Consider the following 26379-nt stretch of genomic DNA (forward strand, 5'->3'; position numbering starts at 1 on the left):
TCAGACTGTTGACAAACTAAAAATTTTCCCATTTCGACCGAGTGCAACAAGCGGAGAAATCTCAAGAGATCTCTCCATGCGTTCGTTTCACTCACTTAGTCGAGATGGGTTTTAGCATAATTTTATGTTTAAATCATCGATTAATTATTAAACTGACTTTGTCTACGCTCTGAATCCTTATTAGTCAGGATTTTTAAAATTTTAAGAATTTTCAAAAAAAATTAAAGTTTGTAAATTTCACAAATTAACCTAGCCTAGATCTTTACTTATCTATATTATTTTCTGAAGCTTCTTTATCTTCTTTTTCTTCTTGATTTGGCTTTGTTTGATCTTTTTTATTTTCTGTATTATTTGTATCTTCTACTTTAGTATTTTCTACTTTATTTGTTTGCTTATTTTCCATTTTGTTTGTTTCCTTATTTTCTGTCTTTTTAGTATTTTCTATTTTTTTATCTTCTGATTCTTCTTTTATTTCATCTTCTTTGATATTTTCTTCATTTTCTTCATTTTCTTCTTTTTTATCTTCTACTACTGGCAATTGTTTCTTGTAGGATAGTTTTCCATCTTTCATTTCAAAATCCCTTAGGTAGAAATTTAGGGTTTCATCTTTTATAAATACTTGGACGAGTGAGTCACCAATGTTTAGTATATCGTAAGATTCTACTTGGTAGTGGTTTTTCAAGAATTCTTTTACATCTTCAATTTTTACCTCAGGTTTGTATTCAAGTTGTGTTTTTGGATTTTCTATCTTGTATTTTATTGTTTTCACTACATCTTTGGCTGTGTATTTTCCAAATTTATTATCTTTTTCCATTTGAATTATTTGTTTTATTGTCTTGGCATGGTAGTGGTTTTGATGGAACCAATAGAATATATTTTCCCTTACTCCATTTGACCCATAAACTGCATCTTCTTTAGAAAGATTTCCATAATTTGTAAATTTGGAAAGGTCCCCTTCAAGATAAGGGATTACTCCTTTTATTAGCTCAGCTCTTACATCTTGGTAGTTGAAAATTTCGTCGTCAGCTACGGCTATATTATCGCTTTCTGATTTTTCCACTATATACTCAGCATTAGGATAGATGTCTTTTGGATTTTCTTTCACCACGCCTACTTCCTCATCACCCCTGTAAAGGTGCCAGTGGTCTTTGTGGTCTATTATTTTTGTAATTCCACTTGGCCATTTTTCATCATCTTTTTTATCTTGGTCAGGTTTTACATCTGCTATATGATTTTTATCAGGTTTAATTTCAGGCTTAACTTGAGGTTTTTTATTATTATCAGGTTTAATTTCAGGCTTAACTTGAGGTTTTTTATTATTATCAGGTTTAATTTCAGGTTTAACTTGAGCTTTTTTATTATTATCAGGTTTAATTTCAGGTTTAGCATGAGGCTTTTTATTTTCATCAGGTTTAACATGAGAACTATTATTTTCAGCTACTTCTTTATGACTCTTATTTCCATATTCACCAAAATATGCATTAGGGAATAAATTTTTTGGATTTGTATAAGTTATAGCTTCCCTATTGTTTGAATCGTAAATATGATAGTGGTCTTGGTGGACGAGAATTTTTACTATATCAAACCTATTTATCTTTCCTTGTCCCAAAATTGGTATTAATTTTAAGTTTTTAATAGCATTTATTCTTTGGTTTTCGGAATTTTCTTTTTTATAAAGTGGTTTTGTTGTTTGACTACTTCCTATTTTTTTATTGTATTCAAAAACTTGATGATTTTTCTTATTTGTTTTTACAATATTATAAGAATTCTTATTGTTGGCTATATTTTGTGAATTTGAACCATGGCTTCCTCTATATGTTCCAATCCTTATATTTGGATAGGCAGAGCTTGGATTTGTGTATGAAATAAATTCATTTCCATTAGCCGTATAGATGTGCCAGTGATCTCCATGTCTTAGAATTTTTACAACCCTATCTCCTGAAAGTTTTTGGGAAGAATTTTTATTTAGAGCTGATGAGGAATTTATAGTATTTGAACCATGACTTCCTGTGTATATTCCAACTTTTATATTAGGAAAAAGCCCTGATGGATTATCATAAGTTAAATATTCACCCCCATCTTTTGTATAAACATGCCAGTGGTCCCCGTGTTTTTTGATAGCAACTACATTTTTATCTTTTAATTTGTTCTTATCAACTACATCAACAAGGTCAACGCCTCCATCCTTTCCAAAAGAATTAGGATCTTTGTAGGAGATATGCTCCTTGCCATCTTTTGTAAAAATATGCCAGTGATCTCCATGTTTAAAAAATTTTACTATATCTTCTTTTTTAATTTCTGAATCAACTAAAACTTCTGTAGTTTTATCTTCTTTAATTTTTTGTTCAGTTTTTACACTTAGATTTTTTTCTTTTTTATCTATAATATTTTCCTTATTTTGGCTAAAACATGATGTTAAAACAAAAGAAGTAGCCAAAACTAGGGCGAGTAATTTTTTATTTTTCATATAAGCTCCTATTTTTTTATTAAAAGTACTAAAATCAAACTCAAAACTGCAATCAAAACTATAACTGAACCAGGTCTTAGGTTGAAAATATAAGATAAGAACAAGCCCAAAAATACAAATATTAATGAAAATATAATTGAAAGTATGAGTGATTTTTTATAAGATTTGCAAATTTCTATAGCCATAATTGAAGGTATGACTAAAAGTGACGAAACGATCAAAGAACCTATAGTTTTTGCAGAAATTGCAACAGCAATTGCCGTCAAAAAACTAATGGTAAAATTTAAAAACTTGACCCTAAGTCCCAAAATTTGAGCTGATGTTGGGTCAAAAAGTAAAATGTAAAAGTCATTGTAATAAGTAAAATAAATTATTAAAAAACAAAGACTCAAAGCAATTAATAAATAAAATTCTTGGTCGGATATGGTGACAATGGAACCAAAAAGATATGAACAAATTGCGTTTGCACTTGCCGATAAGTCAGCCATAATTCCTGCAATTCCAATAGAGGCTGCAAGAATAATTACTGTAGAAACTTCCTGGTAATTTTTTAATTTATTTCTAATAACTTCAATGGAAAAGGCAGCAAAAACACAAAAAAGCATGGCAGAAAGAATTGGACTAATTCCAAAACAAAGCCCAATACTAAGTCCTGCCAATGACGAATGGGAAAGAGTATCTCCGATCATAGAAAGCCTTTTAATCAAAACCAATTGACCAATACAAGGAAGAATTACAGCAATCAAAGCCCCAGCAATAAAGGCTCTTTGCATAAAATCATATTCAAAAATATTAAACATAAAAATCTCCCAAACCCTCTCTTAGCCTTGCCCTATCAATTTTTCTAATCTTTTTATCAGATAAATGAAAAATCTCATCAGAAAAAATAGAAGCAAGCTTGTAATCATGACTTATCATCAAAATAGTTTTTCCTTTTTTACTTAAATTTTTCAAATGCTCATAAAAATCCTTAGAAAATTTCATATCAATTGCGGCAGTAGGCTCATCCAAAATCAAAATTTTAGGATCCTTTATAATTGCCAAAATTAAAGAAAGTCTTTGAATTTGCCCCCCCGATAAGTCTGATAGGGCATGGTTTTTTTGCTTAATTAGATCAAAATCTTCCAACAACTTATCAATATCATAAGATTTTTTCAAAAATTTTAGGTGATTTTCTATAACTTCTTTCACATTTGTAGGAAAAAGTTTAAAAGAAGCTACAGAAGCTTGGGAAATATAAGCCAAATCTTGGTAGTGATTAGATTTTTCTATAGGATCAGAAAAAATCTTTATACTTCCCGAATCTTTTTTTAATTGATTTAAAATCAAGCGAATAAGAGTTGTCTTTCCAGCTCCATTCTCACCAATAATTAAGGCAAATTTCCCTTCTTCAATCTTCATAGATAAATCTTCTAAAATATTTTCATCTTCATAAGAAAAATATAAATTTTCAATCTCTAAGGCGTAATTACTCATCAAAAGACTCTTTCAAAGACTTTAAGTTTTCTTCCATAAGTTTCAAATAACCCATCTCAGCTTCTTCTTTGGTCAAATTTTCCATAGTGTACAAAGTAGAAGTTTTTGTATTTGTAGATTTAGCCAAAGTTTCAGCTACCTTTGGAGTAGCCTTTCCTTCAAAAAATATGGTAGAAATATCATGTTTTTTTACAAAATCAGCAATTGTTTTTAATTGCTTAGCAGAAGGCTCATCTTCAGGAGAAATTCCTGTAACTGCAACTTGTTTTAAATTATAATCATCAGCTAGATAATTAAAAGCTGCATGGGAGACTACAAAATATCTCTTGTTTTGGTCAACATCCTTAAGCTCATTTGCAAACTTTTCATCCATTTTTTTAAACATATCAAGATTTTTATCAAGATTTTTCTTATAAAAATCCTTATTGTCAGGATCAATTTCTGAAACTTTCTCATAAATTTCCTCTAGCTCAACCATGGCATTTTTAATAGAAAGCCAAGTGTGGGGATTGACCTTATCCTTAGAAACTTTCCCATCCTTAGCAGAAGAAAGAAGGGTTAAATTTTTTGAAAGATCGACAAATTTCTCCTTATCATCAGTAGAATTTTTTAAATCATCAATAAAAGTTTCCATACCTGCTCCATTATAAATAACCAAGTCAGCCTTGATTATATTCTTAATATCTTCAGTTTTTAACTCAAAAGAATGAGGCTCTTGGCTTTTATCTATAATTGATTTGACTTCAAACTTATCACCGACAATTCTTTTAGTAAGCTCTTCTACAGGAAAAAAGCTTGTGTAAATTAATTTTTTTTCAGAAGAATTTTCCTTTTTTGAAATATTTTTAGAATTATTAGAACAAGATGCTAAAAATAATCCCAAAATTAGAAAAATTCCTAGAAATATTTTTCTTTTTTCTTTCATAAAATCTCCTTTTGCGAATGATTTGCAATATTATCTCAATAATTTTACTATAAAAATTTTTTACTTGCAAGTGATTTGCAAGAATTTTTAAAAATAATTTTAATTTGTGGGATCCGTTGTTTCAATGGTATTAGAATCATATATTTTGCTAATGGATTATCTGATAGGAAAGGGTGGATAATTTTTATAAAAGAAATCTTTCAATCCTAGCCTATAAGAAGGGTAGTGCCCTTTAAGATGAGCAAAAAGAGAAATCAAATTGCAGAAAAAATAATAAGGGGAATTGAAAAAAATTGAAGATAAAAGAAAATAATATTAAAAAAAATCCTGCTTAAGCAGGATTTTAATTTTTACTATATATTTTTAGAAAATCATTTAAAACGCTAAAGCCTGTTTCTCTTTTTCCGGCTCCTCTTCCTTTTAAAATTAAATCTTTGGAGTTTGAGGATTTTATTTGGAATATATTTTCATTGTCTTCTATACTTCCAAAGATAGAATTTTTCTCCAATAATTCGGGCCTTACTTGATAGATACCATCCTTATTTGCATAGGCTATTAGCTTATACCTTAGGCCTCTTTCACTTGCTTTTTTTACATGGTCTTTTTTTATTTTTGTAATTCCTTCAAGGTCTATATCTTCTTCTTTTATTTCTTTTCTAAATAAAATCGATGCAGCTATCCTAAGTTTTCTCATAGAGTCATAGCCTTCTATGTCATCTTTTGGATCAGCTTCTGCAAAGCCTAATTCTTGAGCTTTTTCTAGGGCATCTTTAAAACTATAGCCTTCTTCCATTTTTGATAAAATAAAATTACAAGACCCATTAAAAATCCCACTTATTTCCTCAACTTCATCCAAGATACTTATGGTATAAAGATTTTCAATTACAGGAATTGCCCCTCCAACAGAGGCATCAAATCTTAATTTTGTTTTATTTTCTTTTTTTATCCTATTAAATTCTTCAAAATTTTTAGAAATTAGGGCCTTGTTGGTAGAAATCAAATTTTTCTTTGAAAGAATTTTTTTGATATCATCCTCAATTGCCTCAACCTCTCCTGTTGCTTCTATTACAAGGTCTATGGAATCATCATCTATAATTTCTGAAATATTATCAACCAATAAATTTTTAATATCTGAGTGTTTTTTTGGATTTTTCACAAGAATTTTTTCAATTGAAAACTCATCTTTAATTGCCTCTTCTATGTATTTTCTTCTTTCTTCAAATATTTCATACACTCCAGAATTTACTACTCCAAAACCTAATAGTCCTATTTTAATCATTTTTTCCTCCTAATCCTTTATTGTTGTACCAGAATCATCTGGCCTATTTGTATTTAAAATTTTTATAGTAATATTTTTATCCCTAACAGGTCCTATGGCATCTTTTTGATAGACGCCAGCTCCCTTATTAATTATTTTTTCCAAGTCCTGGTAGGCTAATTTTTCATATTTTTTGGCATTTTTATCCTTTTTTGGGTCATGGTTCATTATCCCTGAAACATCAGTCCAATTTTCATATACAGAACAATCAAGGGCTGATGCTAGGATAGAACCTGTAAAATCAGACCCTCCCCTTTCAAAAACTTTTATTTCTCCATCATAACTTCCATAAAATCCAGGAACTACAACCTTGTCGCCTTCTTTTATTTTTTCCATAATTTTCTGGTAGGTTTTTTCAAGGTCTAGTCCATCTTCATTGAAAATAATAAGGTCCTTTGCATCAATAAAGTCATAATTTAGAAAACTTGCAAGAATTTTTGCATTTAGGTACTCGCCCCTTGATAGGTTGTAGTCTCTTTTTAAGGAGTCCTTTAAAATATCTAAGGACTTATCAATTTCTTTTTTAAGACTTATTCTAAGGTCCAAATCATCAATTATTTCATAAAATCTCTCCCTAAGCCTGGATAGAATTTCATCTCTAATATCTTCATTTGCCAAAAGTTCTTTTTTTAGCTGGTCAATTTTTTGATTTGAATCGGTAAGAGAGATTAATAAGTCAGTAACTTTAATATCTTGATCATTTCTTTTTCCTGGAGCAGAAACCACAATTAGGTCCCTGTCAGATTTTTTATTTATAATATCCTTAACCCTTTTAAATTGACCAGCATCAGAAAGGGAAGAGCCCCCAAATTTTGATACAGACTTACTTTCTATATTTTCAATTTTAAAGGGTGTATTTTGATAAACTGCATAATTTATCCAATTTGAATAAAAAAGACTTGATGCAGATTTCCAGGACATATTTACCTTGGAGCTGTTTTCAAAATAATAATTTACAGGCCTTTTGGTATTTTTATCTTTCTTAAGGTCTCTTTTATATTCCTTATCAAGATTATATTTTCCGTATTCAAAATGTCCCAGAGAGAATATAAACCTAAGGTCTTTACTAGCAGCAAGGCTTAGACCAATATGGTCTGATTTTGCCAAGACCTCAAGGTCATCAAAGGGATCTAAAAGGCTAGGGTCTACCCCTTTATACCTTGATTGGGGCATATTAAAAACATCATCAAAACCATCAAAAAGTCTAGACTCACTTTCTTTTAAAAATGGATAGACACCAGAAATTTTCTCATCATAAGAAAAAGCATCAATCCCATAGTAATAATTTAAGGCAGCAAGGGATGCCCAACAAATAAAAATAGTAGAATAAACATTTTTTCTTGCATAATCAAAAATTTTCTTAAGCTCTTGCCAATATTCTATATCATCATAATCTATATTTTCTATGGGAGCTCCAGTAATAATCATCCCATCATATTTCTCATCCTTAATATCATCATAGGACTTGTATAAACTTTCTAATCTTTCGGGATCTGAGTGTTTATTTTTGTAGGTTACAGTTCTAATAAAATCAACTTCAATTTGTAAAGAATTGGCAGAAATTAATTTTAAAAGATCAATTTCAGTTTCTTCCTTGTTGGGCATCAAATTAACTATGGCAAGTTTTAAGGGCCTAATATCCTGACTTTGTGCCCTTTTTTTATTAATAGTAAAAATATTTTCTTTTTTCAAAACTTCTTCTTTAATAAGCTTATCCGATAAAATAACTGGCATAATAATTCCTTTCTAATATGTAAATAAAAAAAGAGCCTTCATCCAAAGGACGAAGACTCGCGTTACCACCTTATTTTTCCATTATCTCACAATAATAGACTTAGTAGGTATCAAACAATACCATCTGCTGTAAGGGGCATACCCCTAACCTGCTACATATCACAAGTTAAGCTAAAAAGACCATCTTCACCTAAAACAAATCTACTTTTTTCACCACAACAAAGCTCTCTTTAATCATTATTTTAAGCTACTCTTCTTTTTGTAAGCTTTTAATTTCTTTTGAATAATATTACCATAATAAAAATTATTAGTCAATTTTTAATTTTTATAAAAAAAGGGTATCCTAAAAATAGGAATAAGGAGATTTTATGATTTATAAAGCAGATTATGTGATACTTGAAGAAAAAATAGAAAAAGACTTGTTTGTAGAAGTTGAAAATGGGAAGATAAAGTCCCTTTCAAAAAATGAGCCAGAAAAATTTATAAACTTAGAAGGAATTTTGGCTCCAGGACTAGTAGATACCCATATTCATGGATATAAAAATGAAGATATAATGAATGCCAAAAAAGGAGCTTTGAATATAATTTCAAAAGGCCTTCTTGAGTGTGGAGTAACTTCATTTTTACCAACAACCCTTACCGATTCAACTGAAAAATTAAACCAGGCAGTAAAAATTGTTGGAGAAGAATATGAAAATCTTGAAGGGGCAAAGGTAAGAGGAATATTTTTGGAAGGGCCATTTTTTACAGAAAAATATAAGGGGGCCCAAAACGAAAATTATATGTCAGACCCTGATATAGAAAAATTAAAAAAATGGAAAGAATTATCAAGGGGCTTGGTAAATAAAATTGCCATAGCACCAGAAAGAGCTGGTTCAGAAGATTTTATCAAAAAAGCAAATGCCATGGGAGTTTATGTGGCTCTTGGCCATTCTGATGCATCCTATGACCAGGCCATGAAAGCAGTAGATGATGGGGCAAATATTTTTGTACACACCTTTAATGCAATGAGTGGACTTCACCACAGAAATCCTGGTATGGTAGGAGCTGCCATGAATTCTGATTCAATTTCAGAATTAATTTGTGATGGCCACCATGTAAACCCTGCTGCTTGTGAAATTTTGATAAATAAAAAAGGCTACCAAAAAATTGCCCTAATTACAGATTGCATGATGGCAGGAGGAATGCCTGATGGGTCCTATAAGCTTGGAGATTTTCCAGTAAAAGTAAAAGATGGGACAGCAAGGCTTGAGTCTGGAAATCTTGCAGGATCAATTTTAAAATTAAAAGAAGCTGTAAAAAATGTGGTTGATTGGGATATTGCAGATATTTATGAGGCAGTCCAAATGGCATCTTTAATTCCTGCAAAATCTGTAGGAATAGACAATATTTGTGGAAAAATAAAAGTAGGCTATGATGCTGACTTTATCTTATTAGATTATGACCTAAACTTACTAAAAACATTTTTAAATGGACAGGAGAAATACAGTGTTTAAAATAAATAATTTTTATGACAATCCTAATATAGAAATAAAAGAAGAAAAAGGACCCTTTAAGGTTTTAGAATATCAAAAAAATCTTTCAGTCGACAAAAATTTTGCTATGAGTGAATATTTTTCATCAAAAATGCAAATTAGAAAAAGACAATTATCTTGTGACCTATCAATTTCACCTGTGACAAGCCAAACGGGTGCCATGCAATGGATGGTTGGAGATGTAGAATTAACAAGTGGTATAAAAGGAATTGGAGATTTCTTTTCAAAATCCATCAAAGGATCTGTGACAAAAGAAAGTGCTGTAAAACCAGAATACAGGGGAAGTGGAAGGGTAATTTTAGAACCTACCTACAAGCATATAATCTTAATAGACTTAGCTGAGTGGAACAATTCCATTGTCCTAGAAGATGGATATTTTTTAGCATGTACATCAAATTTAAAACAAAAAATAAAAACAAGAACTAACCTCTCATCATCCTTAATGGGAAACGAGGGAATATTTAATTTGAAGTTAGAAGGAGAGGGAATTCTTGCTTTAGAAAGTCCCATTGCAAAAGATGACTTGATAGAAATAGAACTAGAAAATGACCAAATAAAAATTGACGGTTCTTACGCCATAGCCTGGTCAGATAGCCTAGATTTTTCAGTAAAAAAAGCCTCCAAATCCTTAGTATCATCAGCCATGACAGAAGAAGGCTTTGTAAATGTATACACGGGAAGTGGAAAAATTTTACTTGCACCCTTAGATTATAAGGAAAAATAAATAGAATATTTATTAATTTAAAAGAAATAAATAAAATTAATACAGAAATAAGGATTATTTAAAAATTATCAATACTTGTTTTAATTTTTAAAAGAAGTATATTAACAATATAAAGATTTAGAAAAATCGGAGGAAATTATGAAATTGAAAAAAAATTTAAAATATGGTGCATCAGCACTTGCCCTTGCTCTTTTACTATCAGCATGTTCAGGAGAAAATGCTAAACAAGCAAAAGAAGATGCAAAAAACGCAGCAAGCAATACAAAGGCAGCTGTATCTGAAAAAGTTGCTTCAACAAAAGAAAAGGCCGAAGAGAAAAAAGATGAGGCTAAAGAAAAAGTTGACCAAGCAACAACAGGAATAGAAGAAAAAGAATTTGCTATTTCTATTGGCGATGCTGTAGAAAAATTCAAAAAAGCCTTCAATGACGATGAAATAGAAGTTTCATCTGTAGAATTTGACGAAGATAACGGAAAATATTCATATGATATCAGTGGATTTAAGGCAAATGAAGAATTTGAAGCAAAAATAGACGCTGAAAGCGGAGAAGTAATTTCAAAAGAACAAGATAAAGAAGACGATACTGATCAAAAAGCAATTGATTTTACAAAAATAAAAGATCCAAAAGAAGCTATAGCAAAAGCCTTAAAAAACAACAAAGGTTTTGCAAAATCTTATGAATTAGATGTAAATGACCAAGGCAAAACAGTTTACGAAATCGACGTAGTTGGCGGAGATGATGTAGAGCTTGACGCTGAGACACTAGATATAATTCAAAAATAATTTTATAAATATTTATAAAGTTATTGATTTTTTTAAAAAACTAGTATATAATATTTATATGATATGCTATTACATTGGCAAAAGGCAGGATTAAGTCCTGCTTTTTGTTTGTTTATTTTTAAATATTGATTTTAAATTATTAGCTTGTATAATGAAAGTGTATAGAAGTTAACAAGTTATATGCATTTAAAAAGACAGGAGCTGCAACTCCTGTCTTTTTTCTTAATGTTTTGCTCTACTCTTAACTTCAATTAGAATTTTAATGCAATCATAAATTGCATTTGCCATTATATTAAGAGCAATAGTAGTTAACAAGTCTTCTATATGCATTTTTATCACCTCCCTACACAAGGTATAGAGATGTTTGCAAAACATCAAGTGTATTTTATCATAAAGAAATTTTCAAAAAAATTAGAAAAAATAAAATACCGAGTATTAATTCAACCATACCCACTTTTTTTGCATATTTTTCATCCTTTAATCCATTTTTATAATCTTTTTCAAAATTATTTATTAGCTTATATTTTTTCCTAAAATAGATATTGTAGCCGAAAAATATAAAGGCAAGGGATAAAATTAAACTTATTATTTTTAATAATTTCATAAAATTCTCCTAGTAAGGAGCATTTTCTGGTTGGGCTCCTAATTTTTTAATTTCAATTCTTAAAATTTTTGCAAGTTTAGGCAAGATTATTATCAAAACTATGGTATGAAATACAAAATTTATTGCCATTGTTGGAACTCTTAGCATAAATTGTGCCATAAAAGGATTGCCGGTAAGCTGGCTTGTCCATAGGGTATTTAAAAATAAACTTGTAACAAGCGAATTTAAAATGGTACAAAATACAATATTTTTTCTTGTAATTTCCTTTCTATAAAAAAAGTAAGTATAAATCAAAGCTGATGCAATTTTTGTTGTTATAAAGGGAAAATAAAATCCCCCAGCTGTTGGAAATATAAGATTTGATACCACATCAATAATTATTGATGCAAGGACTGCAAGAGATGGGTTAAAAATTGAACACATAGCTGCAGTTACTATAAATCCTAGACCGATTTTTCTGCTTACTGTAGTTATAGAAAAAAATCTTGAAACTACAATGGATAACGCTATAAAAAATGATAGCAAAATCAAGGTTCTGATGTTCTTTAAGTTTTTCATTTTTTCCTCCTATTTGGTAGTCTGCCATCATAGGAAATGATGTAGCGGATGCGGACTAAAATCTTTCGTCTGAAAACAACATCCCATTTTCCAGCACTTAACGCCTTAGCCCTACTCTACCTATTAAATTTTACCTTATAATTATATCATCAGTTGGAAGAAAATAGAAATTTATAAAAAGAATTGAAGAAAATAAAAAAAGAGCTAGTTAGCTCTTTCAGACAGTTGACAAACTAAAAATTTGTCCATTTCGACCGAACGTAGTGAGTGGAGAAATCCCACGAGATCTCTCCGTGCGTTCGTTTCACTCACACTAAAACACATTTTCTTTGCAAATTTTTCCGTTCTTTCGAACTAGCTTTAGGGATAAATGTGCAAAATCAATGCACATTTATCTAGTCGAGATGGTACGTAGTTTAAATTTTATTTTAAAATAAAATATTATCTACATTCATACTTTGTCTATGCTCTGAAAGAGCTAATTAAGCTCTTTTGTTTTTTTCTATCCCCATTTTTTTTGTATAAATTCCTGTAAGTATTGGTGTTATTATACTGGTAAGGACAACTCCTAGGGCTATTTGGGCTATTGCTGTTTGGGACATTGCTGCAACAGAAGGGTCCGAATTTGCTATTATTGCTGGTACTGAAACTGAAAGTCCAGCTATGGATGAAATTCCAAAAGTCGTAATCCCGTTTTCTTTTAATATTTTTCTTTCGAAGAAAAATATTATTGGAAACATTAATAGATAAAAAATAAGGGTCAAAATTATTCCTTGAAAACCAGCTTTTACAGCATTGATTATATTGATTCCTGCCCCAAAGGCCCAACCCATAAATGGAGTTAGGATAGTTACAGCAGGTCCAAAAAATCCTGCCATATCCTTATCTAAATTTCCAATAATTATTCCAAGAATTATTGGAATCAAGACAGAAATTACAGGTGTCCAATCAATTTTTGATGCCTTTGCAATTGAATAAACTAAAATTGGAAAGGCAGGCACACACAAAATTCCTGTAAGTCCAAAGGCTGCCTCATCATCTTCTGATCCATAATCGTGGGATAGGGCAAGATAAAGTGATGGATTTAAAGAACAAATGGCTGTGATAAAAGTTAGGGCAGATATACCAAAAACTCCACCAAGGCCAAATATTTTTATAAATAAAATTCCAAATCCAAAACAAAGAATAACCTTTAACAAAAGAATAGATCCTTGTTTTCTAATAACTTTTTTTAACTTCTTAAGATCTAGGGCTGTAGATGATAAAAAACAAATGAGTCCTACTATATAATTGATCCCTTTTGTTGTAAAAAGCGCCTCCGTAATTCCAGCTACCTTAAATAAATTTGGTGCGAATGTTGCAAAAAGTGCAGAAATTAACATGGGAATTAATAAAAGCCCTCCAGGGATTTTTTTCATAAATTTTAACATATAACCATCTCCTTTTTATAATTATACCCATAAAAAAACACCCCTTGGGGTGAGAAAAAATTAAAGGTCCAATTTCAATTGAATATTGTATTCATTCTTGATTTTTTCAATAAGCCTTTGGGCTATCTCTTCCATATTCTCATCAGGAAAAATTTCCTCTTTTTCAATTTCCTTATATGGTAAAAGCACATAAGAAATCTTGTTATTTTTTAAAATAACAGCCGATCCTTTTTTATCAGCCATCCTTGCAATTTTTGAAAAATTTTTGTTAGCCTCGGATATAGAAACTAAATTATCACCATCAATTTTCATCATAGCCTCCTATCCTATTTATAGCCATTTTCAAAAAAATTAAAACAAAAGACCCCGGAGGGTCTTTTAAAATTAAATCATCAAAGGAGCCCCTGGTCCTAGTGGAAGTCCTAATAGATACCAAACAATCATAAGTCCTGACCAAGAGATCAAAAAGGCAAGAGAATATGGAAGCATCATTGAAGTTAAGGTTCCAAGACCTGCATCCTTGTCATATTTTTGCATAAATACAACAATCATTGCAAAATAAGACATAAGTGGGGTTATTATATTTGTTGAGGAATCACCAATCCTATAAGCAACTTGAGTAAGGGCAGGAGAAAGTCCAAGCTCTGCCATCATTGGCACAAAAATTGGAGCCATAATTGCCCATTTTGCTGAGGCTGATCCCATAAATAAATTTAAAAATGCTGTTAATAAAATAAACATTAATAAAAGTGGAAGGCCCTTCAAATGGATTGATTGTAAAAATTCTGCCCCATTTTTTGCCAAAATTAAGGCAAGATTTGATTTTGAAAAATATTCAACAAATTGAGCCGCAAAAAATGCTAAAACCAAAAATCCACCCATACCGGCCATTGACTTTGTCATAGCATCAATTAGGTCGTGACTAGATTTAATTGTTCCTACAGTTCTTCCATAAACATATCCTGGCACTAAAAATAAAAGCATCATGGCAGGAATAAGTCCATAAGACAAAAATTCATCCAAATTTATAAGGCCTGTCTTTTCATCAAAACTTTTTAATGGAGCATTCTTAGGAAACATCAATAAAGCCATGATTATTACAAAGATAATCAAAGAAATTAAGGCATTTTTAAGTCCTTTTTTCTCAAGATCTGTCAAAGGCTTGTGGTCAGCTTTGTAATTTCCTGTATATTCACCCAAGTTTTTTTCAACAATTTTTGTAGTAACCAAAGTTCCAACTAAAGTTATTAAAAATGTTGAAATAAATAGAAAATAAAGGTTACAAGTTGCAGAAATTTGAATATCCATTCCTACAGCTTTTAAGGCTTCATTTGTAATATTTGTCAAAAGTGGGTCAGTTGTTCCCAAAAGTAAATTTGCAGAAAATCCTCCAGAAACTCCGGCAAATGCCGCCGCAATTCCAGCTAATGGATTTCTTCCAGCAGCCGCAAAAATCATAGCACCCAAAGGAATTACAACAACATAACCTGCATCAGATGCAATATTTGACATAATTCCTGCAAAAATTACAGCAACTGTTAAGAGTGTTGGAGAAACATCAGAAAGTAAATTTTTCAAAGTTGCATTAAAAAGTCCGCTGTTTTCAGCAACACCTACTCCAAGCATAGCAACCAAAACAGTTCCGATTGGAGCAAATCCCATAAAATTATCAGTTGCAGAATTAAAAATATATCTTAAACCTTCAAGATTTAGAAGAGAAATAGCTTTTTTTGTAACTTCTTCTCCGGCCTTTGCATCAAAATAAGTAACGCTAAGACCAGCTTTAGCTGCAAAATGAGAAATAACAACAACTATCATACTTAAAAATAAAAATATAATAGCTGGATGAGGCATCTTGTTACCAATTTTTTCGACAGATTTTAAAAAACCACCTACGTCATTGGCATCCCTAGTTTTTTTATTTTTTTTCGACATAAAACCTCCTTAGTTTTTAGTTTTTTGAAAAAATACTTTACCATTTTATCATAAAATAAAGAATCATTGCAAATAAGTTGCTATAAAACATAGGTTTTTATAAAAAATTACAAGAAAAAATCAAGGATATTTAAAATAATTTAAGATATTTTACTAGCTTAAGTTGACAAAATAAAAAATGGGTTTATAATTAACTTCAATAGAAAAAGAATAAAGGAGAAAAAGTATGGAAAATAATAAAGAATACCAAAAAGCCTTAGCTATTGTTACAAAAAGATATGATTCTTATAAGGACATAAAAAAATTAGGCGTTTGGAAAGACTACAATGTTTATGAACCAGTTGTTGAAAACAAAGCTGCCCTAATAGGTCCAAATGAATACTTATTAGTAAATGGCAAAGAAAATAGGTGGACAAATTTAAAAGAAGAAAAAGAAATAATGACATATTTCGCAAAGAAAGCCTAAATTTTTTAAAAAATAATTTGCAAAAAAATATTTTGCAAGTAATATAAAGCTATAAGAAAAATAGTTTTAGATGACGGGAAGAGTAAGGATTTTACTTTTTTTACAGAGAAAAAGTGTTAGCTGAGAGCTTTTATTAAAGATTATCCCCAAGACCACCCCTGATAATTTCGTTAATACGAAAGGCATGACCTGCCTTAAAACATCAATGAGTATAAATTAAGGTGGAACCACGACACATCGTCCTTTGGGATGGTGTGTCTTTTTTATTTAAAAAAAATGTTACGAATAGAAAAAATTATAAGGAGTAAATGATGATTAAAATTAAATTACCTGATGAAAGTGTAAAAGAATACGAAAAAGGCGTAAGCGTTGGAGATGTTACAAAAGATATTTCTGAAGGCTTATTTAGGTCAGCAGTTGGGGCTGTTGTTAATGGAAAAGTTATGGGTTATGCTGAACCTATAAACGAAGATTCTGATTTTAAAGTTGTAAAATTTGAAGATAAAGAAGGAAAAGAAATTTTCTGGCATACATCAAGTCATGTTATGGCTGCAGCTATTAAGGAAATGTGGCCTGAGGCAAAATTTGCAATTGGACCTGCAATTGATAACGGATTTTATTATGATATAGACCTTGAACACAGATTTGTTCCAGAAGATCTTCCAAAAATCGAAGCAAAAATGAAAGAAATTGCTAAAAAAGATTTGAAAATGATAAGAAAAGAAATTTCAAGAGCTGAAGCTTTGGAATATTTCAAAAAAGAAAATCAAGAATACAAGGTTGAATTGATTGAAGATTTACCAGAAGATGAAATAATTACCCTTTATGAAATGGGAGATGATGTATTTGTAGACCTTTGTAAGGGACCTCACCTTCTTTCAACAAAGGCTATCAAGGCTGTAAAATTAAATTCTATAGCAGGAGCTTATTGGAGAGGTGATTCTGATAGGAAGATGCTTCAAAGAATTTATGGTATAAGCTTTGAAAAGAAAAAACAATTAGATGAATATATAAAACTTCAAGAAGAAGCTAAAAGACGTGACCACAGAAGAATTGGAAAAGAAATGAACCTATTCTCCTTCCACGAAGAAGCTCCAGGCTTCCCATTTTTTAAAGAAAACGGAATGATTTTAAGACATGAGCTTTTAAATTGGTGGACAGATGTTTTGGCTGAAAATGGCTATGGTGAAATCCAAACTCCACTTATCATGAATGAAGAATTATGGCACAGATCAGGTCACTGGGATCATTACAAGGAAAATATGTATTTTACAAAAATTGATGGGGAAAATTATGCAGTAAAACCAATGAACTGCCCTGGATCAGTTTTAGTTTATGGAGAAGAGCCACATTCATACAGAGACCTTCCAATTAGACTTGCAGAATACGGTCAAGTTCATAGACATGAATTATCAGGAGCCCTTCACGGACTTTTCAGAGTAAGAACATTTACTCAAGATGATGCCCACGTTTATTGTCTTCCAAGCCAAGTAAAAGATGAAGTATTTAAAATGATCGACCTTGCAGATCTTTTATATTCAACATTTGGTTTTAAATATAAGATAGAATTATCAACAAGACCAGATGACTTTATGGGAAAAATTGAAGAATGGGATTTTGCAGAAAAAGCCCTAGAAGATGCCCTAAAAGAAAGAGGAATTGATTATCAAATAAATCCAAAAGACGGAGCATTCTACGGACCAAAAATAGACTTCCACCTAGAAGATGCAGCAAAAAGAACATGGCAATGTGGAACAATCCAACTAGATTTCCAATTACCTCAAAACTTTGATTTAACATATATAGATGAAAACGGTGAAAAGAAAAGACCAGTTATGCTTCACAGAGCCCTTCTTGGATCAGTTGAAAGATTTATTGGTTCAGTTACAGAACAATTTGCAGGAAGATTCCCACTTTGGATAAATCCAAAACAAGTTGCAATCATTCCAGTATCAGATAAATTTGCAGATTTTGCTGATGACTTAGCTAAAAAAATCAAAAAAGCAGGCTACAGGGTAGATGTTGATCACAGAAGTGAGGGAGTAGGATATAAGATCAGACAAGCTCAACTTATGAGAACAAACTACATGCTAGTAGTAGGTGAAAACGAAGAAAAATCTGGCAAATTAACAGTAAGAAATAGAGACGGAGAAGAAACAAAAGACGTATCTTTCGAAGAATTTATTGAAAAATTAAATCAAGAAAGAGATTCTAAGGCTCTTGAGTCTATATTTTAAGCATAATTAAAAAGAAGGGCTAGTAAAAAATTACTCGCCCTTTTAACTTGTCAAAATACTTTTAAATCTTATATAATATTTAAAGTAATCAAGAAATAATATATTGTAGTATTCTTAAAAACTTAACTTATTGTATATTTTGAATTTAGATTATACTATATATAATAAATTTATATGGAGTTAGTAAATTAATAACTAACACATTTTTACAATGCCAAGAATCTTGAAACATAATTTAAAAGTTTTATATTGTTAGATTATGATAATATTTAATAAAAATTTAAAATATGAATAATCAAGTAAATTTATTTTGTTGATAGTTTTTATCGATACTCGACAATTGATTGACACATAGGGAAAATTAATATAATTTATTTTTGAACTAAAATTAAATTATTTCTGAAAAAAATCTTAGTTAAGAATATAGTTTCTTTAATTAGTTTTTAAGTTATTGTTGCCAAATGGTTTTTCTATAGATAATTGGATTTTTTAGGTGTTTAGATATTTTTATACTATAAAAATTAAGAATTTTATAATAGATTAAAAAATCCCAAGATTATTTTTAAGTAGAACTGAATAATTATTTTATTGAATACTAGTTAATTTTTGAATACTATTAAAAATTTGGAAAGAGGATAATATGAAAGATTATAACGTAATTATTTTAGGAACTGATATATCATGCTATTCATTAGCTAGAAGTTACAATGAAGCTTTTGGAAAAAAAGCTATAGTTTGCGCTCAAGCAGTTTTGACACCTTTTGTTGATACAAAAATTGCAGATATATATCTAAAAGAAGATTTTGCGACAACCGCAAAAACTGACGACGCTTTTGTTGAGCATTTAAATTACATTGCAAAAAAAAATCCGGCTAAAAAGAATATAATTTTTATGCCTTATGAAGAATATTTAAATAAAATTTTAAGAAATATGAATAAACTAGATTTTAATATAGAATTACCATATCCTGATGAAGAAATGGCTTATAAATTATTTCATAAGTCCGAATTTTATAAATATTTAGATCAAATAGGAGTTAGATATCCAAAGACACAAGTTATCTCTAAAGATAATATAAACTCTTTAAAATTAGATGGTGACTTATTTATGAAGCCAGACAATTTCGAAGAATTTGAAAACTTAGAAGATCTTGAAAATATGAAGAAAGGTTATAAATTAACTTCCAAAGAGGAATGTATAAGTGTTTTGAATGATATATATAAAAGCAGTTATAGTTCAAAAATGATTGTACAAGAATATATAAATGGTGGAAATGGATGTGAATATTCTATAAATGGTTATAGAGCAAAAGATGGAAAAATTTCAATGGCTTTAGCTAGAAATATACTATCAGATCATAGAGATATGTGGGTTGGAAATCATCTTGTTCAAGTCGACTATAATGATAATAGGCTTTATGATCTTGCTAAAAAAATGGTTGATAGTATGGATTATAATGGTTTATTTAACTTTGATTTCAAAATAGATTCAAAGACAGGTGAGGTTTATGTGTTTGAAATGAATATTAGACAAGGAAGAACTTTCTACTATTCAACACTTGCTGGTGTAAATCTTATAGAGGCGACGGTAAATGATTTAGTTTTTGGCAAATCACAAGAAAAAAGAACAAATAATAAATTTTTACTTAGGACTCTTAGTAATAAGTGTTCAAAGGAACATATAGATAAAACATTTATGAATATATACGAAGAAAGAGAAACTAATGGATTAAATGCTATGGAAAATAGTAAAGATAATTCGCTTAAGAGACAATTTTACGTAAAAAGAAGCATTAGAAATCTTGAAAAAGAAATATATGGATAATTATAAAAACTAGGTGTTTGTATATAATATATTTCTATTATAATCTTATATAATATTCATATATTACTTATTTATTTTAATTTTATATTAGAGAAATATCGTAAAAATATAGAAAAGATACTAAATAAAATATTCTCAAAGTTATATAGTGTTGAGAAAAAGTTATAAACTAATATGTCTACACCCTAATATAAAAACTTATATACAAATATAAAATAGATTTTAAAATTTGATTATATTAAGAATGAATTTTAAATAAACAAAAAATAGTTGAAAAAATTTATTATTATGGTTTATTTAATTTAGATTCAAAAAAATAAGAAAAAACAAATTAAGAATAAATAGCGGCTAATGCCGTTATTTTTTCTGTTTTAAATTAAGAAAGGAGTTTTGATGGCAGAAGTAAAATCAGAAAAACTTGGGTCTATGCCTGAGGGAAAATTGTTATTTGAGATGAGTCTTCCTATTATTATTTCTATGCTTGTTCAAGCTATTTATAATATTATAGATTCTATTTTTGTAGCTAGGTTATCAGAAAAAGCCCTCACAGCTGTAGCTATTTCTTTTCCAATTCAAAATGTAATTATAGCCTTTAGTGTTGGAATTTCAGTTGGTGTATCGGCTCTTTTATCCAGATATTTGGGAATGAAAAATCAAAAAAAGGCCAATAGTGTAGCAGTTCATGGCCTTATTTTGGCAGGTATTTTATCATTGATTTTTGTTATTATTGCTATATTTTTTGTAGAATCCTTTATAAAAATGCAAAGTCATGACCCAAAGATTATCTCTTACGGAAATGATTATCTTCATGTGGTTTGCTTGTTTTCTTTTGGGGTATTTTTCCAAATACTTTTTGAAAAACTTCTCCAATCAACAGGTCTTACCTTCTATACCATGATTACCCAAGGTGTTGGGGCTATTATTAATATAATCCTAGATCCGATTTTTATCTTTGGACTTTTTGGCTTTCCAAGACTAGAAGTAAAGGGAGCAGCCATTGCGACAGTTGTTGGACAAATTACAGGGGCCTTGGTAGGACTTAGTCTTAATTTAATAAAAAATAAGGAAATAAAATTTTCCTTTAAAAATTTTTCCATGTCCCATTTGATATTTAAAGAAATATTTTCAATAGGACTTCCAGCAGCCCTAATGAATGCTATTACATCCTTTGCAGTATTTTTTATAAATACAATCCTTAGAGGTTTTGGTCAATCAGCCATCGCAGCTTATGGGGTAATGTTTAAGCTTCAAAGTTTTGAATTTATGCCAATTTTAGGTATATCAAATGCCATGGTTCCAATAATTTCTTACAATTATGGGGCAAAAAATAAAGAAAGAATAAAAAAATCTATCAAATTATCCATAACTTGGTCAACCTTAATGATAATTTTTGGTATGGTAATTTTTATAGCCTTTCCTGAAGAAATTTTAAATATGTTTTCAGCTACACCAAAGATGAAAGAAATTGGTATTCCTATGATTAGGATAATTTCAATTTCATATTTACCAGTAGGATTTTCTATAGTTTGTGCATCAATCTTTCAATCCCTATCAAGTGCAGGAATCGCCCTTTTTGAACCATTTTTAAGACAATTTATAATTTTATTACCATTGATGTATATTATAGGTCAAAGAACTGGAGATATAGATAAAATTTGGTACTCCTTTATAATAGCAGAATTTATTGCAGGACTTTATTGTGTGTATTTCTTGAGAAAAGATTACAAAGAAAAAATTGAAAAGGTAATGTATACTGACTAAGAATTTTTAGTCAGTTTTTTTATTTGAACGAAAAAATTATGAAAATATTTTCTTTTAAAAAAAGGGTATAATGATATAGAAATAAAATATATTAGGAGGATATTATGTCAGAGAAAAAAAGCGTAAAGTCTAGAGTTCAAAACTTTGGATCTTTTCTATCAAGCATGGTAATGCCAAATATAGCGGCACTTATTGCTTGGGGTTTTATGGCAGCTTTATTTATTCCAACTGGTTGGTTGCCAAATGAAAACTTTAATAAAATCGTTGGCCCACTTTTAAAATATGCAATTCCAATGCTTATTGCCTATACAGGAGGTAATTTAGTAAATCCCAAAATGGGTGGAGTTGTCGGAGTTGTAGCTTTGTTGGGAGCGATTGCTGCAGCAGAAAATGAAGTAATGTTAGTAGCAGCTATGCTATTAGGACCTTTGGCTGGTTGGTTATTAAAAAAATTACAAGATGCCTATGATGGACATGTTCCACAAGGTTTTGAAATGCTTGTAAATAACTTTTCAGCAGGATTTTTAGCCCTAGGACTTTCATTAATTTCATATGTATTGGTAGCACCACTTATTTCAGGTTTAACTGGAATTTTAGCAGCAGGAATCAATTTCTTATTGGAAAAATCATTATTACCTTTGGTTCATATTTTTATAGAACCTGCAAAAATATTATTCTTAAATAATGCAATTAATCATGGAATTTTTACACCAATAGGACTTGACCAAGCAGCTACAAGTGGAAAATCAATTCTATTTATGATTGAATCAAACCCAGGACCAGGTCTTGGAGTGCTTTTAGCTTATACATTTTTTGGAAAAAAAGAAGAAAGATCATCAGCAGCAGGAGCTGCAATCATCCAAGTATTTGGGGGAATCCACGAAATATTCTTCCCATATGTATTGATGAATCCAAAATTAATCCTTGCTACAATCCTTGGAGGAGCTTCAGGAACATTTACACTTGAAATTTTAAAAGGTGGACTTGTTGCATCACCAAGCCCTGGATCAATCCTTGCATGGCTTGCAATGACACCAAAAGGATCCTACCTTGCAACAATTTTAGGATTTGTAGTAGCAACTTTAGTATCACTTCTTGTAGCATCATTTATCTTGAAAACTTCAAAATCATCAAAAACTTTTGACCAAGCAAGTAAAGATTTATCAGATAGCAAAAACTCATCAAAATCATCACTAGAAAATGAGACAAAATCTTTTTCAAACATCTCAAAAATAAGATTTGCCTGTGATGCTGGAATGGGATCATCAGCAATGGGTGCAAGTATTTTAAAGAAAAAATTAAAACAAGCAGGCCTTCTTGAAGGAATTGACATAACAAACGTAGCAATTGCAAACCTACCAAAAGACGTTGACCTTGTTGTAACCCATAAAGATCTAACAGAACGTGCAAAACAAATTGTACCAAACGCAATTCACGTATCAGTAGATAACTTTATGCAAGCACCGGAATATGATGGAGTTGTAGAAAGATTAAAAGAAAGTGAAAATCCTCAACTTTCAAATGAAAATAGCAAAAAAGAAGAAGTAGAAGAAATAAAAGAAGAAAAAGCAGATATTTTGACAAAAGAAAATATAGTTCTTGACCAAAATTTCCAAAACAAGGAAGAAGCCATAGCAAAAGTTCAAGAAATGATGGAAAAATCTGGTTTTGTAGGTAAGGGCTACCAAGATGGCATGCTTCAAAGAGAAAAAGAAGCCCCAACCCACTTTGGCATAGGCCTTGCAATTCCTCACGGAACTAATGAAACTAAAAAAGAAATCAAAAAATCAGGACTTGTAGTAATAACATCTAAAAAAGGTGTAAATTGGGATGGAGAATTGGTAAAATTAATAATAGGAATTGCCGGAAAAGGTGATGACCATTTACAAATTCTTGCCAATGTTGCCAATAATGTAAACACAGAAGAAATTGTAAACGAACTTGTAGAAAATGGAAATAAAGACCAAATATATGAAATTTTAACAAGAGAGGAAGAATAAGAATGAAGTTAGCAATTCAATTTGGAGCAGGAGCAATAGGACGTGGACTTTTAGGAAAAATAATCCACGATTCAGGATACGAGCTAGTATTCGTTGATGTATTTGATAAAATAGTTGATCAAATAAATGAAGATGGATATGTAGGCTTAGAATTGATGGACCATGACAATGAAGCTATAAAACTAGATAAGGTATCTGCCCTTTGCTCAACAAAGACAGAAGATTTAGAAAAAATCTACGAAAAAATTGCCCAAGCTGACATAATAACCACATCAGTAAGAGTGGAAAATTTAGACTCAACATCAAAAATCCTAGTTAAGGGCTTAGAAAAAAAAGAAGCAAATAGTCCGAAAGTTGACATAATGGCATTTGAAAATGCCTTTAGGGCAAGTGATATCCTAAAAAATCACATACTAGAAAACTCAAACTTCAAAGAAGAGGACCTAGACAAACTAGCCACTTTCCCAAACACAGTAACAGATAGGATTGTACAAAATAAGATGGTTGATGGAAGATCTGTAGTAGAAATATCTGACGATTTCGAAGCTGTAATCGAACAAACAAAATTAAAAGATCCAAACTCAAAACCAATCAAAGATGCTGAATACACACAAAATATCGACGAAGAATTAGAAAGAAAACTATTCTTAGTAAATGGAGTTCACGCAGCAACATCATACTTTGGCCACCACAAGGGCTATACAATGATGGATGAGGCATTTGGAGATGAGGAAATTTTATCAGATGTAAAAAAATTGATGGAAGAATCATCAGAAGTATTAATCAAAAAATACGGCTTTGACAAAGACCAACTAGATAAATTCAAAGAAGCAAAATTAAACAGGTTCCTTAAAACAGCAAGCCATGACGAAGTGGCAAGAGTTGCAAGAGACCCACAAAGAAAATTAGGAAAAACAGATAGGCTAGTATCACCAGCAATTAGCGCTTACGATAACAATTCATCCTATGACTACCTTTCAAAAGCCATAGCTTACGCCTTCAAATACGATAACAAAGAAGACGAAAAAGCAATGGAAATTCAAGAATATATAAAAGAAAATGGCATAGAAAAAGCAATAGAAAAATACACAGAAATAACAAAAAAACAAAGACCAGGCCTATTTGAAAAAATCCTAGATCAATACAAAAAAATAGACTAAAAAAAGGGGCTGTTGCAAAAGTCCCAATATAGAAAAAAGACGAGGAAGCTAAACATCCTCGTCTTTTTCTGATACAATGTATTTATGAAACAAAATAGTAATACATCATCATTAACTAATTTTACACTAGTTAATGATACAATTCAATTAAAATTAAACATAAATACATAAGTATATATTCAAGATGATGTTAAACTAAGGCTTGTAAAAAATATAAAGCCTAAAACTATAGCTGTAAGCCATTTGATAAAAGCAAGACCAAACCCCTGTGAAGGGCAAGCCTGAGCCTCTTTATGGTAAGCTAACTTCCAACTACTACAAGGGTAATGTCAATAATAGCATTTAAGATTTCTTTGCTCGTAATAGCCTCAGTTATTTGCCCAATTCTCAATAGATTAGGCATAAGGGTATTTAATATAGAAGCCAAAATCATTGGCACAACTATTGTAGCCGCTGGGACTTTTTTAAAAAATTTAGAAAGCATAATCCTCCGTAATAAGGTCATTATACTTATTAAAAAACTACGATTATTTTATTACTTTCTCCAACTTTCCGTATATATCCAAAATATTTTCCAATAAAGATAAAAAGCGCCAAGGGAAATTTCCCCTAGCGTTTTTAATGTTGATTTTTTGCTTATAGCCTATTATCTATCCAAGCAATGATATCGCCAATTACTTCGTCTTTGGCATATTCATTCATGATTTCATGGCAAAGACCCTTATAGATTTTAATTTGGCAATCTTTAGATGAATTGTTTTCAAAAAAGTCAAAAGAATCTTTAAAGTTAACTAGAGCGTCGTCCCTGCCGTGGAGGATTAAAACTGGGTAAGAAAAGTCTTTTTCATTTTCCTTAAACCAAGCTATTCCATCTTTTAATGCATATAAAAGACCCAGTTGGTATTTTTTAAGGTTTAATGGGTCAGCAACATAGGCTTCTACAACTTCTTTTACAGAGCAAACTCCGTCGCCAAGCTCGTTTGGAAGTTCTGTGTGTGGGTCAAGGCCAGGACCTACCATTTCAGTCAACTTATTATTATCGTGGGTAAGACCACCAGAAGTTATGACTCCAACAAGGTTTTTATCCCTATACTTTGCCCCGTAAAGGCTTACTGCAAAACCACCCATAGAATGGCCTAGCAAGAATACTGGCTTATCAGGATTTTCCTCTATAGCCTTATCTACAACTACATTTACATCTTCTAGCATGTCTTCGTAGTCCTTGTAATATCCCCTCTCACCTTCAGACTTGCCGTGGCCCCTGTGGTCAAACCTATAGGTCGAAAAACCTGCATTGTGAAATTTCTCGGCCACATAATCGTACCTACCAGAATATTCTGCCAATCCATGGACAATAACAACTGCAGCCTTGGCATTTTTTGCTTCTTCCTTGTTGTAAAATAAAGCTGTGCCATCAAAAGATTCAATAAAATTTGTCATG

Annotated in this window: 22 protein-coding genes, 1 riboswitch and 1 other annotated feature; of the genes, 9 read left to right on the forward strand and 13 right to left on the reverse strand. The window is 30.6% G+C overall.

What is annotated here, in order from left to right; translation table 11 throughout:
• Positions 1 to 262: 262 nt before the first annotated feature.
• From CJ192_RS09500 to CJ192_RS07580, 6 genes are all read right to left on the reverse strand, one after another.
• Positions 263 to 2467, reverse strand: coding sequence for a hypothetical protein (locus tag CJ192_RS09500; RefSeq protein WP_244897300.1), 2205 nt, complete (start codon positions 2465 to 2467; stop codon positions 263 to 265).
• A gap of 8 nt (positions 2468 to 2475) precedes the next feature.
• A complete protein-coding gene (locus CJ192_RS07560) occupies positions 2476 to 3267 on the reverse strand; it encodes a metal ABC transporter permease (protein WP_102198350.1) in 792 nt (263 codons plus the stop codon).
• Complete coding sequence (locus CJ192_RS07565) at positions 3260 to 3943, reverse strand: metal ABC transporter ATP-binding protein (protein WP_102198351.1); 684 nt, start codon at positions 3941 to 3943, stop codon at positions 3260 to 3262. Before CJ192_RS07565 ends, CJ192_RS07560 begins: the two co-directional genes overlap by 8 nt.
• On the reverse strand, positions 3936 to 4868 hold the full coding sequence (locus tag CJ192_RS07570) for a metal ABC transporter substrate-binding protein (protein WP_102198352.1): 933 nt from the start codon (positions 4866 to 4868) through the stop codon (positions 3936 to 3938). Before CJ192_RS07570 ends, CJ192_RS07565 begins: the two co-directional genes overlap by 8 nt.
• Positions 4869 to 5211: 343 nt before the next feature.
• Positions 5212 to 6147 carry a homoserine dehydrogenase gene (locus tag CJ192_RS07575; RefSeq protein ID WP_102198353.1) on the reverse strand — a complete coding sequence of 312 codons (936 nt, stop codon included), beginning with the start codon at positions 6145 to 6147 and terminating at the stop codon, positions 5212 to 5214.
• A 9-nt stretch (positions 6148 to 6156) separates the two neighbouring features.
• Positions 6157 to 7920 carry a homoserine O-acetyltransferase/O-succinyltransferase family protein gene (locus CJ192_RS07580; protein ID WP_102198354.1) on the reverse strand — a complete coding sequence of 588 codons (1764 nt, stop codon included), beginning with the start codon at positions 7918 to 7920 and terminating at the stop codon, positions 6157 to 6159.
• Positions 7921 to 7962: 42 nt separating this feature from the next.
• Positions 7963 to 8193, reverse strand: a binding site (T-box leader).
• Between the two features lie 95 nt (positions 8194 to 8288).
• On the opposite strand from CJ192_RS07580, the gene nagA reads away from it, so the two are divergent.
• From nagA to CJ192_RS07595, 3 genes are all read left to right on the forward strand, one after another.
• The gene (gene nagA, locus CJ192_RS07585) at positions 8289 to 9416 is read left to right on the forward strand and encodes an N-acetylglucosamine-6-phosphate deacetylase (protein ID WP_102198355.1); all 1128 of its coding nucleotides are present in this window, start codon (positions 8289 to 8291) and stop codon (positions 9414 to 9416) included.
• Positions 9409 to 10179 carry an AIM24 family protein gene (locus CJ192_RS07590; protein ID WP_102198356.1) on the forward strand — a complete coding sequence of 257 codons (771 nt, stop codon included), beginning with the start codon at positions 9409 to 9411 and terminating at the stop codon, positions 10177 to 10179. The genes nagA and CJ192_RS07590 overlap by 8 nt, the downstream gene beginning before the upstream one ends.
• 138 nt (positions 10180 to 10317) lie before the next feature.
• Positions 10318 to 10962 carry a PepSY domain-containing protein gene (locus tag CJ192_RS07595; protein ID WP_102198357.1) on the forward strand — a complete coding sequence of 215 codons (645 nt, stop codon included), beginning with the start codon at positions 10318 to 10320 and terminating at the stop codon, positions 10960 to 10962.
• 388 nt (positions 10963 to 11350) lie between these two features.
• On the opposite strand, the gene CJ192_RS07600 is transcribed toward CJ192_RS07595, so the two are convergent.
• From CJ192_RS07600 to CJ192_RS07620, 5 genes are all read right to left on the reverse strand, one after another.
• Positions 11351 to 11566, reverse strand: a complete 216-nt coding sequence (locus CJ192_RS07600) for a hypothetical protein (RefSeq protein ID WP_004817528.1) — start codon at positions 11564 to 11566, stop codon at positions 11351 to 11353.
• A 9-nt stretch (positions 11567 to 11575) separates the two neighbouring features.
• Complete coding sequence (locus CJ192_RS07605) at positions 11576 to 12124, reverse strand: folate family ECF transporter S component (RefSeq protein ID WP_102198358.1); 549 nt, start codon at positions 12122 to 12124, stop codon at positions 11576 to 11578.
• Between the two features lie 40 nt (positions 12125 to 12164).
• Positions 12165 to 12245: riboswitch (THF riboswitch) on the reverse strand.
• Positions 12246 to 12606: 361 nt separating this feature from the next.
• Entirely contained in the window at positions 12607 to 13554 is a 948-nt protein-coding gene (locus CJ192_RS07610; protein ID WP_004817540.1) for a 2-keto-3-deoxygluconate permease, read from the reverse strand.
• A gap of 60 nt (positions 13555 to 13614) precedes the next feature.
• A complete protein-coding gene (locus CJ192_RS07615; protein ID WP_004814078.1) occupies positions 13615 to 13866 on the reverse strand; it encodes a type II toxin-antitoxin system Phd/YefM family antitoxin in 252 nt (83 codons plus the stop codon).
• Between the two features lie 72 nt (positions 13867 to 13938).
• Positions 13939 to 15489, reverse strand: coding sequence for an AbgT family transporter (locus CJ192_RS07620; protein ID WP_102198359.1), 1551 nt, complete (start codon positions 15487 to 15489; stop codon positions 13939 to 13941).
• A gap of 226 nt (positions 15490 to 15715) precedes the next feature.
• Between CJ192_RS07620 and CJ192_RS07625 the strand changes: the two genes are divergently transcribed.
• The 6 genes from CJ192_RS07625 (at position 15716) to CJ192_RS07650 (ending at position 24938) form a co-directional block, all read left to right on the forward strand.
• Positions 15716 to 15955, forward strand: a complete 240-nt coding sequence (locus tag CJ192_RS07625; RefSeq protein ID WP_004817579.1) for a hypothetical protein — start codon at positions 15716 to 15718, stop codon at positions 15953 to 15955.
• A gap of 311 nt (positions 15956 to 16266) precedes the next feature.
• Complete coding sequence (gene thrS, locus CJ192_RS07630) at positions 16267 to 18192, forward strand: threonine--tRNA ligase (RefSeq protein WP_004817619.1); 1926 nt, start codon at positions 16267 to 16269, stop codon at positions 18190 to 18192.
• A gap of 640 nt (positions 18193 to 18832) precedes the next feature.
• Positions 18833 to 20017 (forward strand): carboxylate--amine ligase, encoded by a 1185-nt coding sequence (locus CJ192_RS07635; RefSeq protein ID WP_004814068.1) that lies wholly within the window; start codon positions 18833 to 18835, stop codon positions 20015 to 20017.
• 393 nt (positions 20018 to 20410) lie between these two features.
• Positions 20411 to 21778 carry an MATE family efflux transporter gene (locus CJ192_RS07640; RefSeq protein WP_102198360.1) on the forward strand — a complete coding sequence of 456 codons (1368 nt, stop codon included), beginning with the start codon at positions 20411 to 20413 and terminating at the stop codon, positions 21776 to 21778.
• A gap of 104 nt (positions 21779 to 21882) precedes the next feature.
• A complete protein-coding gene (locus CJ192_RS07645; RefSeq protein WP_102198361.1) occupies positions 21883 to 23778 on the forward strand; it encodes a PTS mannitol transporter subunit IICBA in 1896 nt (631 codons plus the stop codon).
• Positions 23779 to 23780: 2 nt separating this feature from the next.
• A complete protein-coding gene (locus tag CJ192_RS07650) occupies positions 23781 to 24938 on the forward strand; it encodes a mannitol dehydrogenase family protein (RefSeq protein WP_004817564.1) in 1158 nt (385 codons plus the stop codon).
• Positions 24939 to 25239: 301 nt separating this feature from the next.
• On the opposite strand, the gene CJ192_RS07655 is transcribed toward CJ192_RS07650, so the two are convergent.
• Together CJ192_RS07655 and CJ192_RS07660 are read right to left on the reverse strand one after the other, a co-directional pair.
• On the reverse strand, positions 25240 to 25422 hold the full coding sequence (locus CJ192_RS07655; RefSeq protein WP_004817549.1) for a 2-keto-3-deoxygluconate permease: 183 nt from the start codon (positions 25420 to 25422) through the stop codon (positions 25240 to 25242).
• 152 nt (positions 25423 to 25574) lie between these two features.
• Entirely contained in the window at positions 25575 to 26378 is an 804-nt protein-coding gene (locus CJ192_RS07660; RefSeq protein ID WP_004817550.1) for an alpha/beta hydrolase, read from the reverse strand.
• Between the last annotated feature and the right edge of the window lies 1 nt (position 26379).

This window comes from Anaerococcus hydrogenalis (assembly GCF_002871895.1).
Taxonomy (GTDB): Bacteria; Bacillota; Clostridia; order Tissierellales; family Peptoniphilaceae; genus Anaerococcus; species Anaerococcus hydrogenalis.

What these genes read in the sequence shown, in the direction of transcription:
- thrS (WP_004817619.1), top strand. Translation starts at nt 16,267, where the DNA reads ATGATTAAAATTAAATTACCTGATGAAAGTGTAAAAGAATACGAAAAA.
- CJ192_RS07640 (WP_102198360.1), top strand. Translation starts at nt 20,411, where the DNA reads ATGGCAGAAGTAAAATCAGAAAAACTTGGGTCTATGCCTGAGGGAAAA.
- CJ192_RS07565 (WP_102198351.1), bottom strand. Translation starts at nt 3,943, where the DNA reads ATGAGTAATTACGCCTTAGAGATTGAAAATTTATATTTTTCTTATGAA.
- CJ192_RS09500 (WP_244897300.1), bottom strand. Translation starts at nt 2,467, where the DNA reads ATGAAAAATAAAAAATTACTCGCCCTAGTTTTGGCTACTTCTTTTGTT.
- CJ192_RS07635 (WP_004814068.1), top strand. Translation starts at nt 18,833, where the DNA reads ATGAAAGATTATAACGTAATTATTTTAGGAACTGATATATCATGCTAT.
- CJ192_RS07560 (WP_102198350.1), bottom strand. Translation starts at nt 3,267, where the DNA reads ATGTTTAATATTTTTGAATATGATTTTATGCAAAGAGCCTTTATTGCT.
- CJ192_RS07580 (WP_102198354.1), bottom strand. Translation starts at nt 7,920, where the DNA reads ATGCCAGTTATTTTATCGGATAAGCTTATTAAAGAAGAAGTTTTGAAA.
- CJ192_RS07600 (WP_004817528.1), bottom strand. Translation starts at nt 11,566, where the DNA reads ATGAAATTATTAAAAATAATAAGTTTAATTTTATCCCTTGCCTTTATA.
- CJ192_RS07650 (WP_004817564.1), top strand. Translation starts at nt 23,781, where the DNA reads ATGAAGTTAGCAATTCAATTTGGAGCAGGAGCAATAGGACGTGGACTT.
- CJ192_RS07655 (WP_004817549.1), bottom strand. Translation starts at nt 25,422, where the DNA reads ATGCTTTCTAAATTTTTTAAAAAAGTCCCAGCGGCTACAATAGTTGTG.
- CJ192_RS07610 (WP_004817540.1), bottom strand. Translation starts at nt 13,554, where the DNA reads ATGTTAAAATTTATGAAAAAAATCCCTGGAGGGCTTTTATTAATTCCC.
- CJ192_RS07620 (WP_102198359.1), bottom strand. Translation starts at nt 15,489, where the DNA reads ATGTCGAAAAAAAATAAAAAAACTAGGGATGCCAATGACGTAGGTGGT.
- CJ192_RS07645 (WP_102198361.1), top strand. Translation starts at nt 21,883, where the DNA reads ATGTCAGAGAAAAAAAGCGTAAAGTCTAGAGTTCAAAACTTTGGATCT.
- CJ192_RS07595 (WP_102198357.1), top strand. Translation starts at nt 10,318, where the DNA reads ATGAAATTGAAAAAAAATTTAAAATATGGTGCATCAGCACTTGCCCTT.
- CJ192_RS07625 (WP_004817579.1), top strand. Translation starts at nt 15,716, where the DNA reads ATGGAAAATAATAAAGAATACCAAAAAGCCTTAGCTATTGTTACAAAA.
- CJ192_RS07615 (WP_004814078.1), bottom strand. Translation starts at nt 13,866, where the DNA reads ATGAAAATTGATGGTGATAATTTAGTTTCTATATCCGAGGCTAACAAA.
- CJ192_RS07570 (WP_102198352.1), bottom strand. Translation starts at nt 4,868, where the DNA reads ATGAAAGAAAAAAGAAAAATATTTCTAGGAATTTTTCTAATTTTGGGA.
- CJ192_RS07605 (WP_102198358.1), bottom strand. Translation starts at nt 12,124, where the DNA reads ATGAAAAACTTAAAGAACATCAGAACCTTGATTTTGCTATCATTTTTT.
- CJ192_RS07660 (WP_004817550.1), bottom strand. Translation starts at nt 26,378, where the DNA reads ATGACAAATTTTATTGAATCTTTTGATGGCACAGCTTTATTTTACAAC.
- nagA (WP_102198355.1), top strand. Translation starts at nt 8,289, where the DNA reads ATGATTTATAAAGCAGATTATGTGATACTTGAAGAAAAAATAGAAAAA.
- CJ192_RS07575 (WP_102198353.1), bottom strand. Translation starts at nt 6,147, where the DNA reads ATGATTAAAATAGGACTATTAGGTTTTGGAGTAGTAAATTCTGGAGTG.